General features: G+C 71.6%; 16 protein-coding genes. All 16 read left to right on the forward strand.

The genetic code is table 11. The annotated features are described in order from the left end of the window. The coding region (locus tag N4P33_RS22810) for a DUF5941 domain-containing protein (RefSeq protein WP_260828526.1) at positions 1-527 on the forward strand (527 nt) is incomplete at its 5' end. Further along, a complete protein-coding gene (locus tag N4P33_RS22815; protein ID WP_260828527.1) occupies positions 524-1,276 on the forward strand; it encodes a phosphocholine cytidylyltransferase family protein in 753 nt (250 codons plus the stop codon). The genes N4P33_RS22810 and N4P33_RS22815, both read left to right, overlap by 4 nt. Beyond that, a complete protein-coding gene (locus N4P33_RS22820; protein WP_260828528.1) occupies positions 1,264-2,325 on the forward strand; it encodes an iron-containing alcohol dehydrogenase family protein in 1,062 nt (353 codons plus the stop codon). The genes N4P33_RS22815 and N4P33_RS22820 overlap by 13 nt, the downstream gene beginning before the upstream one ends. Beyond that, complete coding sequence (locus N4P33_RS22825) at positions 2,303-3,082, forward strand: CDP-alcohol phosphatidyltransferase family protein (RefSeq protein WP_260828529.1); 780 nt, start codon at positions 2,303-2,305, stop codon at positions 3,080-3,082. The genes N4P33_RS22820 and N4P33_RS22825 overlap by 23 nt, the downstream gene beginning before the upstream one ends. A 32-nt stretch (positions 3,083-3,114) precedes the next feature. Beyond that, positions 3,115-3,960 carry a glycosyltransferase family 2 protein gene (locus tag N4P33_RS22830; protein WP_260828542.1) on the forward strand — a complete coding sequence of 282 codons (846 nt, stop codon included), beginning with the start codon at positions 3,115-3,117 and terminating at the stop codon, positions 3,958-3,960. Between the two features lie 98 nt (positions 3,961-4,058). Continuing rightward, the gene (locus N4P33_RS22835) at positions 4,059-4,994 is read left to right on the forward strand and encodes an ABC transporter permease (protein ID WP_260828530.1); all 936 of its coding nucleotides are present in this window, start codon (positions 4,059-4,061) and stop codon (positions 4,992-4,994) included. After that, positions 4,987-5,775, forward strand: a complete 789-nt coding sequence (locus N4P33_RS22840) for an ABC transporter ATP-binding protein (RefSeq protein WP_260828531.1) — start codon at positions 4,987-4,989, stop codon at positions 5,773-5,775. Before N4P33_RS22835 ends, N4P33_RS22840 begins: the two co-directional genes overlap by 8 nt. Before the next feature lie 373 nt (positions 5,776-6,148). Next, positions 6,149-7,051, forward strand: coding sequence for a squalene synthase HpnC (gene hpnC, locus N4P33_RS22845; protein ID WP_260828543.1), 903 nt, complete (start codon positions 6,149-6,151; stop codon positions 7,049-7,051). Further along, on the forward strand, positions 7,048-7,998 hold the full coding sequence (hpnD, locus tag N4P33_RS22850; protein ID WP_260828533.1) for a presqualene diphosphate synthase HpnD: 951 nt from the start codon (positions 7,048-7,050) through the stop codon (positions 7,996-7,998). The genes hpnC and hpnD overlap by 4 nt, the downstream gene beginning before the upstream one ends. After that, a complete protein-coding gene (locus N4P33_RS35720; protein ID WP_399029971.1) occupies positions 7,998-8,135 on the forward strand; it encodes a DUF6380 family protein in 138 nt (45 codons plus the stop codon). Before hpnD ends, N4P33_RS35720 begins: the two co-directional genes overlap by 1 nt. Continuing rightward, a complete protein-coding gene (hpnE, locus tag N4P33_RS22855; protein ID WP_260828538.1) occupies positions 8,132-9,559 on the forward strand; it encodes a hydroxysqualene dehydroxylase HpnE in 1,428 nt (475 codons plus the stop codon). The genes N4P33_RS35720 and hpnE overlap by 4 nt, the downstream gene beginning before the upstream one ends. Before the next feature lie 74 nt (positions 9,560-9,633). After that, a complete protein-coding gene (locus N4P33_RS22860; RefSeq protein ID WP_260828544.1) occupies positions 9,634-10,698 on the forward strand; it encodes a polyprenyl synthetase family protein in 1,065 nt (354 codons plus the stop codon). A gap of 119 nt (positions 10,699-10,817) precedes the next feature. Next, a complete protein-coding gene (gene shc / locus N4P33_RS22865; protein WP_260828539.1) occupies positions 10,818-12,860 on the forward strand; it encodes a squalene--hopene cyclase in 2,043 nt (680 codons plus the stop codon). Further along, positions 12,860-13,501 (forward strand): 1-hydroxy-2-methyl-2-butenyl 4-diphosphate reductase, encoded by a 642-nt coding sequence (locus tag N4P33_RS22870; RefSeq protein ID WP_260828540.1) that lies wholly within the window; start codon positions 12,860-12,862, stop codon positions 13,499-13,501. Before shc ends, N4P33_RS22870 begins: the two co-directional genes overlap by 1 nt. 5 nt (positions 13,502-13,506) lie before the next feature. Beyond that, complete coding sequence (hpnH, locus tag N4P33_RS22875; protein WP_260828541.1) at positions 13,507-14,550, forward strand: adenosyl-hopene transferase HpnH; 1,044 nt, start codon at positions 13,507-13,509, stop codon at positions 14,548-14,550. Between the two features lie 4 nt (positions 14,551-14,554). After that, on the forward strand, positions 14,555-14,722 hold a 168-nt coding region (locus tag N4P33_RS22880; RefSeq protein ID WP_260828547.1), incomplete at its 3' end, for a flavodoxin-dependent (E)-4-hydroxy-3-methylbut-2-enyl-diphosphate synthase.

Consider the following 14,722-nt stretch of genomic DNA (forward strand, 5'->3'; position numbering starts at 1 on the left):
CCGCCCCCGCCGTCGCCCTGCTCGGCGGCGCGGCCGTCGTCGCCACCGCCGCGCTCACCGGCTTCGGCAGCGCCTGGACGGTCGTCGCGGCCGTGCTGTACGCCGTGACCTCGGGCGTCGCCGTCGCCCGCCCGCTCAAGGGCGCCCTCGACTGGCTCGTCCCGCCCGTCCTGCGCGCCGCCGAGTACGGCACCGTCCTGGCACTGGCGGCCCACGCCGAGGTGAACGGAGCCCTTCCCGCGGCTTACGGACTGGTGGCCGCGGTCGCCTACCATCACTACGACACGGTCTACCGCATCCGCGGCAACGCGGGTGCGCCCCCGCACTGGCTGGTGCGGGCGATCGGGGGGCACGAGGGCCGCACGCTCGCGGTCGCCGTCCTGGCGGCACTGCTCACCGCCTCGCAGTTCACGGTCGCGCTCACGGTGCTCGCCGTGGCCGTGACTCTCGTGGTGCTCGCCGAGAGCATCCGCTTCTGGGTCTCCGCAGGAGCCCCAGCCGTACACGATGAAGGAGAACCCGCATGATCGGCCTCGTGCTCGCGGCCGGCGCCGGCCGGCGTCTGCGTCCCTACACCGACAGTCTCCCCAAGGCACTGGTGCCGGTGGGCCCCGCGGGCATAGAAGGCGAACCCACGGTCCTCGACCTGACCCTGGCGAACTTCGCCGAGGTCGGCCTGACCGAGGTGGCGATCATCGTCGGCTACCGCAAGGAGGCCGTGTACGAGCGCAAGGCGGCCCTGGAAGCGAAGTACGGCCTGAAGCTCACGCTCATCGACAACGACAAGGCCGAGGAGTGGAACAACGCCTATTCCCTGTGGTGCGGCCGTGACGCCCTCAAGGACGGCGTGATCCTCGCCAACGGCGACACCGTGCACCCGGTCTCCGTGGAGAAGACGCTGCTGGCCGCCCGCGGTGAGGGCAAGAAGATCATCCTCGCGCTGGACACGGTGAAGTCGCTGGCCGACGAGGAGATGAAGGTCGTCGTCGACCCCGACCGGGGCATGACGAAGATCACCAAGCTGATGGACCCCGCCGAGGCGACCGGCGAGTACATCGGCGTCACCCTCATCGAGGGCGACGCCGCCCCGGAGCTCGCCGACGCGCTGAAGACGGTCTGGGAGACCGACCCGCAGCAGTTCTACGAGCACGGCTACCAGGAGCTGGTCAACCGCGGCTTCCGCATCGACGTGGCGCCGATCGGCGACGTCGAGTGGGTGGAGATCGACAACCACGACGACCTTGCCCGCGGACGGGAGATCGCATGCCAGTACTGACGAGGCTCATCCCCTCCCCGCTCGTCGTCGACATCCGCCCCGGTGCCCTCGACGACCTGGGCTGCGTCCTCGCCGACGAGCGCATCTCGCACTCCGGCCGGCTCGCCGTCGCCGTCAGCGGCGGCTCCGGCGCGCGGCTGCGCGAGCGCATCGCCCCCTCGCTGCCCGGCGCCACCTGGTACGAGGTCGGCGGCGGCACCCTCGACGACGCGGTCCGGCTGGCGAGCGAGATGAAGGCCGGCCACTTCGACGCGGTCGTCGGACTCGGCGGCGGCAAGATCATCGACTGCGCCAAGTTCGCCGCGGCGCGCGTCGGCCTGCCCCTGGTCGCCGTCGCCACCAACCTGGCGCACGACGGCCTGTGCTCCCCGGTCGCGACCCTCGACAACGACGCCGGCCGCGGCTCGTACGGCGTGCCGAACCCGATCGCGGTGGTCATCGACCTCAACGTGATCCGTGAGGCCCCCGTCCGGTTCGTGCGTTCCGGCATCGGCGACGCCATCTCCAACATCTCCGCCGTCGCGGACTGGGAGCTGGCCGGCCGGGTCAACGGGGAGAAGATCGACGGACTTGCCGCCGCCATGGCCCGCCAGGCCGGCGAGGCGGTGCTCCGGCACCCCGGAGGCGTCGGCGACGACGGCTTCCTGCAGGTCCTGGCCGAGGCGCTGGTCCTCACCGGCATCGCCATGTCGGTGTCCGGCGACTCCCGCCCCTCCTCCGGCGCCTGCCACGAGATCAACCACGCCTTCGACCTGCTCTTCCCGAAGCGGGCAGCCGCCCACGGCGAGCAGTGCGGCCTGGGCGCCGCCTTCGCGATGTATCTGCGCGGGGCGCACGAGGAGTCGGCGTACATGGCCGAGGTGCTGCGCCGGCACGGGCTGCCGGTGCTGCCGGAGGAGATCGGGTTCACGGTCGACGAGTTCGTCCGCGCGGTCGAGTTCGCCCCGGAGACCCGCCCCGGCCGCTACACGATCCTCGAACACCTCGACCTGAAGACCGACCAGATCAAGGACATCTACGCCGACTATGTCAAGGCCATCGGTAGCTGAACTCCGTCCGGTCGTGCACCCCGCGGGGGTCAAGGACCGGCGCAGCGGTGAGCACTGGATGGGACGCCTCTACATGCGTGAGGTGTCCCTGCGGGTCGACCGCTACCTGGTGAACACCAGGGTCACCCCCAACCAGCTCACGTACCTGATGACCGTCTTCGGCGTGCTCGCGGCCCCGGCCCTGCTGGTGCCGGGGATCCCGGGAGCCGTCCTCGGCGTGGTCATGGTCCAGCTGTATCTGCTGCTTGACTGCGTCGACGGCGAGATCGCCCGCTGGAAGCAGCAGTTCTCCCTCGGCGGCGTCTACCTCGACCGGGTCGGCGCGTATCTGTGCGACGCGGCCGTCCTGGTCGGGCTCGGCCTGCGCGCCGCCGACCTGTGGGGCGAGGGCCGCATCGACTGGCTGTGGGCCTTCCTCGGCACCCTGGCAGCGCTCGGCGCGATCCTGGTGAAGGCCGAGACCGACCTGGTCGGCGTCGCCCGCCACCAGGGCGGCCTGCCGCCGGTGAAGGAGTCCGCCGCCGAGCCGCGCACCTCCGGCATGGCGCTGGCCCGCAAGGCCGCCGCCGCGCTGAAGTTCCACCGCCTGATCCTCGGCATCGAGGCGTCCCTGCTGATCCTGGTCCTCGCCATCGCCGACCAGATCCACGGCGACCTGTTCTTCACCCGCCTCGGTACCGCCGTCCTCGCCGGCATCGCGCTGCTGCAGACCCTGATGCACCTGGTGTCGATCCTCGCGTCGAGCAGGCTGAGGTGAGCGCCTTGAAGGTCGGGGCCGTCATCATCACCATGGGCAACCGCCCCGACGAACTGCGCGCCCTGCTCGACTCGGTCGCCAAGCAGGACGGCGACCCCGTCGAGGTGGTCGTCGTCGGCAACGGCTCGCCCGTCCCCGACGTCCCCGAGGGCGTCCGCACGATCGAGCTGCCCGAGAACCTCGGCATCCCCGGCGGGCGCAACGCCGGCATCGAGGCCTTCGGCCCGGCCGGCCGCGACGTCGACATCCTGCTGTTCCTCGACGACGACGGCCTGCTGGCCGGCCACGACACCGCCGAGCTGTGCCGCGAGGCGTTCGCCGCCGACCCGAGGCTCGGCATCATCAGCTTCCGCATCGCCGACCCCGAGACCGGGATCACCCAGCGCCGCCATGTGCCCCGGCTGCGCGCCTCCGACCCGATGCGCTCCTCCCGGGTCACCACGTTCCTCGGCGGCGCCAACGCGGTGCGCACCCAGGTCTTCGCCGAGTGCGGCGGCCTGCCGGACGCGTTCTTCTACGCCCATGAGGAGACGGACCTGGCCTGGCGCGCCCTCGACGCCGGCTGGATGATCGACTACCGCTCCGACATGGTGCTGTACCACCCGACGACGGCGCCCTCGCGGCACGCGGTCTACCACCGCATGGTCGCCCGCAACCGCGTCTGGCTGGCCCGCCGCAACCTTCCCGCCCTGCTGATCCCGGTGTACCTGGGCGCCTGGGTGCTCCTCACCCTTGTGCGCCGCCCCACACGCGCCTCGCTCAAGGCGTGGTTCGGCGGATTCCGGGAAGGCTGGACGACGCCCTGCGGCCCGCGCCGGCCCATGAAGTGGCGTACGGTGTGGCGGCTGACCCGACTGGGCCGGCCCCCGGTGATCTGACAAGCTCGTATCCGGGAACATCGGGGCCGTACCCAGGCTCCCCGGCTCATGCCAGGCCCGATCGGGCCGCGCATCTCGAGGACGAAAGTTTTCCACCAGTGAGTGAGACAACGCACGACGGCACGGTCGCGGTCTCCGCGCCCGTGTCGCCCGACGAGGGCCTCACGGCGGCCGAGCTCGCCGCCAAGTACGGGCTGTCCGTCAGCGGCGCCCGGCCGTCCCTCATCGAGTACGTCCGTCAGCTCTGGGGCCGGCGTCACTTCATCCTCGCCTTCTCCCAGGCGAAGCTGACCGCCCAGTACAGCCAGGCCAAGCTCGGCCAGCTGTGGCAGGTGGCGACGCCTCTGCTGAACGCCGCCGTGTACTTCTTCATCTTCGGCCTGCTGCTGGGCGCCAACCGGGGCATCCCGAGCGACGTGTACGTCCCGTTCCTCGTGACCGGCGTGTTCGTGTTCACCTTCACGCAGAGCTCGGTCCTCGCCGGCGTGCGCGCCATATCCGGCAACCTCGGCCTGGTGCGCGCCCTGCACTTCCCCCGGGCCTCGCTGCCCGTCTCGTTCGCCCTGCAGCAGCTCCAGCAGCTGCTGTTCTCCATGATCGTGCTGGTCGTGGTGATGCTGGCGTTCCGCAGCTTCCCCGACTGGTCCTGGCTCCTGGTCGTCCCGGCGTTGCTGCTGCAGTTCGTCTTCAACACCGGCCTCGCGCTGATCTTCGCCCGCATGGGCAGCAAGACCCCCGACCTGGCCCAGCTGATGCCGTTCGTGCTGCGCACCTGGATGTACGCGTCCGGCGTGATGTTCAGCATCCCGGCGATGCTCGCCGACAAGGACGTCCCCGGCTGGCTGTCCGACGTCCTGCAGTGGAACCCGGCCGCCGTCTACATGGACCTGGTCCGCTTCGCGATGATCGACGAGTACGACTCCTCCTACCTGCCCCCGCACATCTGGGCCTTCGCGGTCGGCTGGGCGCTGCTGGCCGGTGTGGTGGGCTTCATCTACTTCTGGAAGGCGGAGGAGAGGTACGGCCGTGGCTGACGACACGACGGGCGCGCGCGTTCCCACCGTCATCGCGGACGACCTGCACATCGTCTACCGCGTGAACGGTGCCCGGTCCGGCAAGGGCAGCGCCACCGCTGCGCTCAGCCGCATCCTCAAGCGCGGCAAGGACGACGAGGCGCGCGGGGTGCGCAAGGTGCACGCGGTGCGCGGGGTCTCCTTCGTCGCCTACCGGGGCGAGGCCATCGGCCTGATCGGCTCCAACGGCTCCGGCAAGTCCACCCTGCTGCGAGCCATCGCCGGGCTGCTCCCGGCCGAGCAGGGCAAGGTCTACACCGACGGCCAGCCCTCGCTGCTGGGTGTGAACGCGGCCCTGATGAACGACCTGACCGGCGAACGCAACGTCATACTCGGCGGGCTCGCCATGGGCATGTCCCGCGAGCAGATCAAGGAGCGCTACCAGGAGATCGTCGACTTCTCCGGGATCAACGAGAAGGGCGACTTCATCACCCTGCCGATGCGCACCTACTCCTCCGGCATGGCGGCCCGCCTGCGCTTCTCCATCGCCGCCGCCAAGGACCACGACGTCCTGATGATCGACGAGGCGCTCGCCACCGGCGACCGCAAGTTCCAGAAGCGCTCCGAGGCCCGCATCCGCGAGCTGCGCAAGCAGGCCGGCACGGTGTTCCTGGTCAGCCACAACAACAAGTCCATCCGCGACACCTGCGACCGGGTGCTGTGGCTGGAGCGCGGTGAGCTGCGGATGGACGGGCCGACGGACGAGGTGCTCAAGGAGTACGAGAAGTTCACGGCCAAGTGACCCGTTGTGCCGAGTGGGCCCCGCCGGAACTGTTCCCGCGGGGCCCGGCGTCTGCAAAGGAAACGTCAACTCCTGTCCCCTTGGGGAAGCTTGACGCCAATCGGTGTGTTGTTGTGATGTGCGGGTCACCCCGACGGTCGGTATCGCGTTGTACAACGTAAGCTGTACCGGTCCCTAAAGGCGGCAATCAGGGCCATAATGCGCGACACGTCCGGCACGGCCGGCCGGTGTGAACCCGGGCGGAAGTCCGGGCGGCGTGTCCGAAATAGTGTGTATTGGGTCGGCGGTGTAGAACGGGAGATGTGACGGCAATGGCTACGGAGACTCCCCGGCTGAACGCAGCATGCGCCGTCCCCGCCCCGGGCAGCCCACGATGACGCCGGCCGGCACGGCGCGTGCCGCCGATCCCGAGCGCGCCACCCTCGACAAGGCCGCCGCGGAGAACTTCCCCGTGGCGCCCTTCTTCCTGCCCCGGGCCTGGCGCACCGACCTGATGGCCGTCTACGGCTTCGCCCGCCTGGTCGACGACATCGGCGACGGCGATCTCGCCCCCGGCGGCGCCGACGCCGCCCTGCTCGGCGTCTCACCCGAACAGGCCGACGACCCCCTGGCCCTCCTGGACGCCTTCGAGGCCGACCTGCGCCGGGTGTTCGATTCCACCCCGCGTCATCCGCTGCTGCGCCGACTCCAGCCGACCGTCCGCCGTCGCGCGCTCACCCCCGAGCCGTTCCTCGCCCTGATCGCCGCGAACCGCCAGGACCAGCTCGTCAAGCGCTACGAGACCTACGACGACCTGCTCGCCTACTGCGAGCTGTCCGCCAACCCCGTCGGCCGGCTCGTCCTCGCCGTCACCGGCACCTCCAGCCCCGAACGCGTCCGCCGCTCCGACGCGATCTGCACCGCCCTGCAGATCGTCGAACACCTCCAGGACGTCGCCGAGGACCTCGGCCGCGACCGTATCTATCTGCCCGCCGTGGACATGAAGCGCTTCCACGTCCAGGAGGCCGATCTCGCCGCCCCCACCGCCGGCGCCTCGCTGCGCGCCCTCATCGCCTTCGAGGCCGAGCGCGCCCGCGACCTCCTGCGTGCCGGCACCCCGCTCGTGACCAGCGTCCACGGCAGGCTCAGGCTGCTGCTCGCCGGGTTCGTGGCGGGGGGAAGGGCGGCACTCGACGCGATCGCCGCCGCCGAGTACGACGTACTTCCCGGCCCGCCCCGGCCCGGCAAGCTGACGCTGCTGCGCGAGGCGGGCGTGACCCTGCGAGGAGAGGGGTGATCCGGACCGTGGAGTCGGAACCACACGCGTCCGCACCGGTACTCGCCGCCTACCGCTACTGCGAGGCCGTCACCGGGCAGCAGGCCCGCAACTTCGCCTACGGGATCCGGCTGCTGCCCACGCCCAAGCGGCGCGCGATGTCGGCGCTGTACGCGTTCTCCCGGCGCGTCGACGACATCGGCGACGGCGCGCTGGCGGACGACGTCAAGGTCGCCCGGCTCGAGGACACCCGCGCCCTGCTCACCCGGATCCGCGACGGCGCGGTCGACGAGGACGACACCGACCCGGTCGCCGTCGCGCTCGCGCACGCCGCCGGACACTTCCCGATCCCGCTCGGCGGACTCGACGAGCTCATCGACGGCGTCCAGATGGACGTACGCGGCGAGACCTACGAGACCTGGGACGACCTGAAGGTCTACTGCCGCTGCGTGGCCGGCGCCATCGGACGCCTCTCGCTCGGCGTGTTCGGCACCGAACCGGGGGCGCGCGGCGCCGAGCGCGCGCCCGAGTACGCCGACACGCTCGGTCTCGCGCTCCAGCTCACCAACATCCTCAGAGACGTCCGCGAGGACGCCGAGGGCGGGCGCACCTATCTGCCCGCCGACGACCTCGCCAAATTCGGGTGCTCGGCCGGGTTCAGCGGGCCACGCCCACCGGAGGGCTCCGACTTCGCGGGCCTCGTGCACTTCGAAGTGCGACGGGCCCGCGCCCTTTTCGCCGAGGGCTACCGGCTGCTGCCCCTGCTCGACCGGCGCAGCGGCGCCTGCGTCGCTGCCATGGCCGGCATCTACCGCCGCCTCCTCGACCGCATCGAACGCGACCCCGAGGCCGTGCTGCGCGGCCGGGTCTCCCTGCCCGGACGCGAGAAGGCCTACGTCGCCGTGCGCGGACTGTCCGGCCTGGACGCCCGGCACGTGACCCGGCGGACCGTCAGGAGGCGCGCCTGATGGACACATCGATCACGGGTGACGTCCCCGGCGAAAAGCGGCGGGCAACCCTCCGCGGCGAGGGCGCGTCCCAGACTGAGACGGCAGGTCGTTCACCGTTCACGCACGGCGGCCGTCGGGGGGAGGGCGCACGATGAGCCACGTCACGCGGCCCACGGGGCCGCACGCGGACGGTCCCGCACCGGGCGCACGGCACGCCGTCGTGGTGGGCGGCGGGCTCGCCGGTATCACCGCCGCGCTCGCGCTCGCCGACGCCGGAGTGCGCGTCACCCTCCTGGAGGGCCGCCCGAGACTCGGCGGACTCGCCTTCTCCTTCCAGCGCGGCGCCCTCACCGTCGACAACGGCCAGCACGTCTACCTGCGCTGCTGCACCGCCTACCGCTGGTTCCTCGACCGCATCGACGGCTCGGCGCTGGCTCCGCTGCAGAACAGACTCGACGTGCCCGTCGTCGACGTCGCCAAGCCCGAGGGACGCAGGCTCGGACGGCTGCGGCGCGACCCGCTGCCCGTACCCCTGCACCTGGGCCGCAGCCTTGCGACGTACCCGCATCTCCCGCTCGCCGACCGGGCGAAGGTGGGCCGGGCCGCGCTCGCGCTCAAGGGGCTCGACCTCGCCGATCCGGCGCTGGACACCCAGGACTTCGGCAGCTGGCTGGCCCAGCACGGCCAGTCCGCACGAGCCGTCGAGGCCCTGTGGGACCTGGTCGGGGTCGCCACCCTCAACGCGGTCGCCTCCGACGCCTCCCTGGCGCTCGCCGCGATGGTGTTCAAGACCGGTCTGCTCTCCGACCCGGGAGCGGCCGACATCGGCTGGGCGCGCGTGCCCCTGGGCGAACTGCACGACCGGCTGGCCCGCAAGGCGCTCGACTCCGCGGGCGTGCGCACCGAAGTCCGTACACGCGTCACCTCCCTCTCTCAGAACGGGAACGGGGGGTGGAGCGTTCAGGTTCCCGGCGAGACGCTCGACGCCGACGCCGTCGTCCTCGCCGTACCCCAGCGCGAGACGCACGAACTGCTGCCCGCCGGAGCGCTCGACGCCCCCGATCGGCTGCTGGACATCGGCACCGCCCCGATCCTCAACGTCCATGTCGTCTACGACCGCAAGGTGCTCGCCCGGCCCTTCCTCGCCGCGCTCGGCACACCCGTGCAGTGGGTGTTCGACCGCACCGACGCCTCGGGTCTGACGCAGGGCCAGTACCTGGCGCTGTCCCAGTCCGTGGCCCACGACGAGATCGACGAGCCCGTGGCCGTGCTGCGCGAGCGGTATCTGCCCGAGCTGGAGCGCCTGTTGCCGCGTACGCGCGGCGCCGAGGTGAAGGACTTCTTCGTCACGCGGGAGCGCACCGCCACGTTCGCTCCCACCCCCGGCGTCGGGCGGCTGCGGCCCGGCGCGCGCACCAAGTCCCCCGGCCTGTACCTGGCCGGAGCGTGGACCGCCACCGGGTGGCCCGCGACCATGGAGAGTGCGGTCCGCAGCGGTGTGAGCGCGGCGGACGCCGCGCTGAGCGCCCTGGGCCGGCCCCGCCCCAGCCACCTCTTCGCTGTGAAGGAGGCGGCGTGACGCTCGATCAGCAGCCCGGCGCGGCGGACCCCCGCACCCCCGGTACCGCAACAAGAGGAGAGACTGTGCCCACTGTGCCCCCGGCCCCGAAGGCCGACCGGAGGACCGCGGTGGACGTGTCCGCGCTGCTGGAGCGCGGCCGGACCCTGGCCACGCCGGTGCTGCGGGCGGCCGTCGACCGGCTGGCCCCTCCCATGGACACTGTCGCCGCCTACCACTTCGGCTGGATCGACGCCCAGGGCAGGCCCGCGGACGGCGATGGCGGCAAGGCCGTGCGCCCCGCCCTCGCGGTGCTGTCCGCCGAGGTCACCGGCGCCGCACCCGAGACCGGCATTCCCGGCGCGGTCGCCGTCGAGCTGGTCCACAACTTCTCCCTGCTGCACGACGACCTGATGGACGGCGACGAACAGCGCCGGCACCGCGACACCGTCTGGAAGGTGCACGGCCCCGCCCAGGCCATCCTGGTCGGCGACGCCCTGTTCGCCCTCGCCAACGAGGTCCTCCTCGAACTCGGCACCGTCGAGGCCGGCCGCGCCACCCGCCGCCTGACCACCGCCACCCGCGCCCTGATCGACGGCCAGGCCCAGGACATCTCCTACGAGCACCGCGACCGCGTCAGCGTCGAGGAGTGCCTGGAGATGGAGGGCAACAAGACCGGCGCGCTGCTCGCCTGCGCCAGCTCCATCGGCGCCGTGCTCGGCGGCGCCGACGACCGGACCGCCGACGCGCTGGAGAAGTACGGCTACCACCTCGGCCTGGCCTTCCAGGCCGTCGACGACCTCCTCGGCATCTGGGGCGACCCGGAGGCCACCGGCAAGCAGACGTGGAGCGATCTGCGCCAGCGCAAGAAGTCCCTCCCCGTCGTCGCCGCCCTCGCGGCCGACGGCCCCGCCGCACACCGGCTCGGCGAGCTCCTCGCCGCCGACGCCAAGAGCAGCGACTTCGAGAACTTCTCCGAGGAGGAGTTCGCGGCCCGCGCCGCGCTCATCGAGCAGGCGGGCGGCCGCGAGTGGACCGCCGAAGAGGCACGCCGTCAGCACACCATCGCCATCGGAGCCCTCGACGCCGTGGACATGCCCGAGCAGGTACGGGAGCGGTTCACGGCGCTCGCGGACTTCGTCGTCGTACGAAAGAGATGATCACTATCGGTCGAATAGCCCTCGCGTAGTCGCCGGCCGGTGCTGCGGGGAGCACGACACCGGCCGACGGCGGACCCACAGCAGACGCACACCTTGCAGGACTGCACGAAGGGGAAGCCATGACAGCGACGACCGACGGAAGCACCGGGGCGGCCCTGCCGTCCCGAGTAGCCGCGGCCAGCGACAACGACACCGACACCCCCGTGGCGGCCGGGGTACCCGAGGCAGCCGCCCGCGCCATGCGGCGCGCCACCGACTTCCTGCTGTCCCGCCAGGACGACCAGGGCTGGTGGAAGGGCGACCTCGAGACCAACGTCACGATGGACGCCGAGGACCTGCTGCTGCGTCAGTTCCTCGGCATCCTCGACGAGGACACCACCCGCGCCGCCGCCCTCTTCATCCGCGGCGAGCAACGCGAGGACGGCACCTGGGCCACCTTCCACGGCGGCCCCGGCGAACTGTCCACCACCATCGAGGCGTACGTCGCCCTGCGCCTGGCCGGCGACGCGCCCGACGCCCCGCACATGGCGAAGGCGGCCGCCTGGATCCGCGACCGGGGCGGCATCGCCGCCTCCCGCGTCTTCACCCGGATCTGGCTGGCCCTGTTCGGCTGGTGGAAGTGGGAGGACCTGCCCGAACTGCCGCCCGAGCTGATCTGGTTCCCCCACTGGGTGCCGCTCAACATCTACGACTTCGGCTGCTGGGCCCGCCAGACCATCGTCCCGCTGACGATCGTCTCCGCCAAGCGGCCGGTACGCCCCGCCCCGTTCCCGCTCGACGAACTCCACACCGACCCGGCCCAGCCCAACCCGCCCCGGCCGCTCGCGCCGGCGGCCACCTGGGACGGCGCCTTCCAGCGGCTCGACAAGGCGCTGCACGCCCTGCGCCGGGCCGTACCGCGCCGGGTGCGCCGGGCGGCGATGAACTCCGCCGCCCGCTGGATCATCGAGCGCCAGGAGAACGACGGCTGCTGGGGCGGCATCCAGCCCCCGGCCGTGTACTCGGTCATCGCCCTGCACCTGCTCGGCTACGACCTCAACCACCCGGTGATGCGCGCGGGCCTGGACTCCCTGGACCGCTTCGCCGTGTGGCGCGAGGACGGCGCCCGCATGATCGAGGCGTGCCAGTCCCCGGTGTGGGACACCTGCCTCGCCACCATCGCGCTCGCCGACGCGGGCCTGCCCGCCGACCACCCCCAACTGGTCAAGGCCGCCGACTGGATGCTCGGCGAGCAGATCGTCCGCCCCGGCGACTGGTCCGTGCGGCGGCCCCATCTCCCGCCGGGCGGCTGGGCGTTCGAGTTCCACAACGACAACTACCCCGACATCGACGACACCGCCGAGGTGGTCCTCGCACTCCGCCGGGTCAAGCACCACGACCCGGAGCGGGTGGACAACGCCATCGGGCGCGGGGTGCGCTGGAACCTCGGGATGCAGTCGAAGAACGGCGCCTGGGGCGCCTTCGACGTCGACAACACCAGCCCCTTCCCCAACCGGCTGCCGTTCTGCGACTTCGGCGAGGTCATCGACCCGCCGTCCGCCGACGTCACCGCACACGTCGTGGAGATGCTCGCCGTCGAGGGCCTCGCCCACGACCCGCGCACCCGGCGCGGCATCCGCTGGCTGCTCGCCGAACAGGAGCCGGACGGCTCGTGGTTCGGCCGCTGGGGCGTCAACTACATCTACGGCACCGGCTCCGTCGTCCCCGCCCTCACCGCCGCCGGGATCCCCGGCTCGCACCCGGCGATCCGGCGGGCCGTCGCCTGGCTGGAGTCCGTGCAGAACGACGACGGCGGCTGGGGCGAGGACCTGCGCTCCTACAAGGACGCCCGCCAGTGGTCCGGCCGGGGCGCCTCGACCGCATCCCAGACGGCATGGGCGCTGATGGCGCTGCTCGCGGCCGGGGAGCGGGAGTCCAAGGCCGTCGAACGCGGCATCGCATGGCTGGCGGCCACCCAGCGCGAGGACGGCTCCTGGGACGAGCCGTACTTCACCGGCACCGGCTTCCCCTGGGACTTCTCCATCAACTACCACCTCTACCGGCAGGTGTTCCCGCTCACCGCGCTCGGCCGGTACGTGAACGGGGAGCCCTTCGTGGCACAACCGAGCGTGCGGGAGGGCACCGCGGAGGAACAGCCCCTCGCCGAGGCGAAGGGGAGCTGATGACCACCCAGCCCGTCTCCGCTCCGCTGCTGATCGCCTGCGCGCTCGGCATCGAGCAGTTCGCGCTGCGCGTGAGCGAGCGCGGCGGCGCGGGCGGGCCGGTCACCGTGCTGCGCACCGGGATGGGACCCGCGGCGGCCGAGCGGTCCGTCACCCGGGTGCTCGCGGGCCCCGCCCTGCGCGACGCCGCCGTCCTGGCCACCGGCTTCTGCGCGGGGCTCGCCCCGGGCATGCACCCCGGTGACCTGGTCGTCGCCGAGGAGACCCGGGACCCGCGCGGCAGCGTGCCGTGCGTGGGGACCGAGCTGCTCGTCAAAGAACTGGTGCGCGCCGTCCCCGGGCGCACCGTCCACACCGGGCCGCTCACCGGCTCCGACCACGTCGTCCGCGGTCACGAACGGTCCGATCTGCTCGCGACCGGCGCGATCGCGGTCGACATGGAATCGGCGGCCACGCTCCTGAGCGCCGTCCGCACGGGCGCGCGCCCGGTTGCGGCCGTCCGGGTGGTCGTGGACGCTCCAGAACATGAACTCGTCCGGATCGGCACGGTGCGCGGTGGAATATCGGCATTCCGTGTTCTTCGTTCCGTACTCCCGGCTTTCTACGAATGGCACCGTTCCTTGCTGCTCCCCAGGAGGTGAGCCAGATGGCCATGCCGCTGCGCCAGTCCATCAAGGTCGCTACTTACTTGGCCGAACAGAAGCTCCGCCGGAGGGACAAGTTTCCGCTCATCGTCGAGCTGGAACCGCTCTTCGCCTGCAACCTGAAGTGCGAGGGCTGCGGCAAGATCCAGCACCCCGCCGGAGTGCTCAAACAGCGCATGCCGGTGGCCCAGGCCGTCGGGGCGGTGCTGGAGTCCGGTGCGCCGATGGTGTCGATCGCCGGCGGCGAGCCGCTGATGCACCCTCAGATCGACGAGATCGTCCGCCAGTTGGTGGCCAGGAAGAAGTACGTCTTCCTGTGCACCAACGCCATGCTGCTGCGCAAGAAGATGGACAAGTTCACCCCGTCCCCGTACTTCGCGTTCGCGGTGCACATCGACGGCCTGCGTGAGCGGCACGACGAGTCGGTCGCCAAGGAGGGCGTGTTCGACGAGGCGGTGGCGGCCATCAAGGAGGCCAAGCGGCGCGGCTTCCGCGTCACCACCAACTCCACCTTCTTCAACACCGACACCCCGCAGACCGTCATCGAGGTGCTCAACTACCTCAACGACGACCTGAAGGTCGACGAGATGATGATCTCGCCCGCCTACGCCTACGAGAAGGCCCCCGACCAGGAACACTTCCTCGGGGTGGAGCAGACCCGGGAGCTGTTCAAGAAGGCCTTCGCGGGCGGCAACCGGCGCCGCTGGCGGCTGAACCACTCCCCGCTGTTCCTCGACTTCCTCGAGGGCAAGGTCGACTTCCCGTGCACCGCCTGGGCCATCCCCAACTACTCCCTCTTCGGCTGGCAGCGCCCCTGCTATCTGATGAGCGACGGCTATGTGCCGACGTACCGGGAGCTGATCGAGGACACCGACTGGGACCAGTACGGCCGCGGCAAGGACCCGCGCTGCGCCAACTGCATGGCCCACTGCGGCTACGAGCCGACCGCCGTCCTCGCCACGATGGGGTCCCTGAAGGAGTCGCTGCGCGCCATGCGCGAGACGGTCTCCGGGGGCGCCGGCGGCAGCTCCAGCGGCAAGGGGTGACGCCATGACCGCTGTCTCGCTCGGCATGCCGTCCGTGCCGGCCCGGCTCGCCGAGCGCCGGAAGAGCCGGCAGATCCAGGTCGGATCCGTGGCGGTCGGCGGAGACGCGCCCGTCTCGGTCCAGTCGATGACGACGACCCGTACGTCCGACATCGGCGCCACGCTGCAGCAG

This window comes from Streptomyces sp. 15-116A (assembly GCF_025290915.1).
In the GTDB taxonomy this organism is placed as follows: Bacteria; Actinomycetota; Actinomycetes; order Streptomycetales; family Streptomycetaceae; genus Streptomyces.

What these genes read in the sequence shown, in the direction of transcription:
- N4P33_RS22815 (WP_260828527.1), top strand. Translation starts at nt 524, where the DNA reads ATGATCGGCCTCGTGCTCGCGGCCGGCGCCGGCCGGCGTCTGCGTCCC.
- N4P33_RS22820 (WP_260828528.1), top strand. Translation starts at nt 1,264, where the DNA reads ATGCCAGTACTGACGAGGCTCATCCCCTCCCCGCTCGTCGTCGACATC.
- N4P33_RS22825 (WP_260828529.1), top strand. Translation starts at nt 2,303, where the DNA reads ATGTCAAGGCCATCGGTAGCTGAACTCCGTCCGGTCGTGCACCCCGCG.
- N4P33_RS22830 (WP_260828542.1), top strand. Translation starts at nt 3,115, where the DNA reads ATGGGCAACCGCCCCGACGAACTGCGCGCCCTGCTCGACTCGGTCGCC.
- hpnC (WP_260828543.1), top strand. Translation starts at nt 6,149, where the DNA reads ATGACGCCGGCCGGCACGGCGCGTGCCGCCGATCCCGAGCGCGCCACC.
- N4P33_RS35720 (WP_399029971.1), top strand. Translation starts at nt 7,998, where the DNA reads ATGGACACATCGATCACGGGTGACGTCCCCGGCGAAAAGCGGCGGGCA.
- hpnE (WP_260828538.1), top strand. Translation starts at nt 8,132, where the DNA reads ATGAGCCACGTCACGCGGCCCACGGGGCCGCACGCGGACGGTCCCGCA.
- shc (WP_260828539.1), top strand. Translation starts at nt 10,818, where the DNA reads ATGACAGCGACGACCGACGGAAGCACCGGGGCGGCCCTGCCGTCCCGA.
- N4P33_RS22870 (WP_260828540.1), top strand. Translation starts at nt 12,860, where the DNA reads ATGACCACCCAGCCCGTCTCCGCTCCGCTGCTGATCGCCTGCGCGCTC.
- hpnH (WP_260828541.1), top strand. Translation starts at nt 13,507, where the DNA reads ATGGCCATGCCGCTGCGCCAGTCCATCAAGGTCGCTACTTACTTGGCC.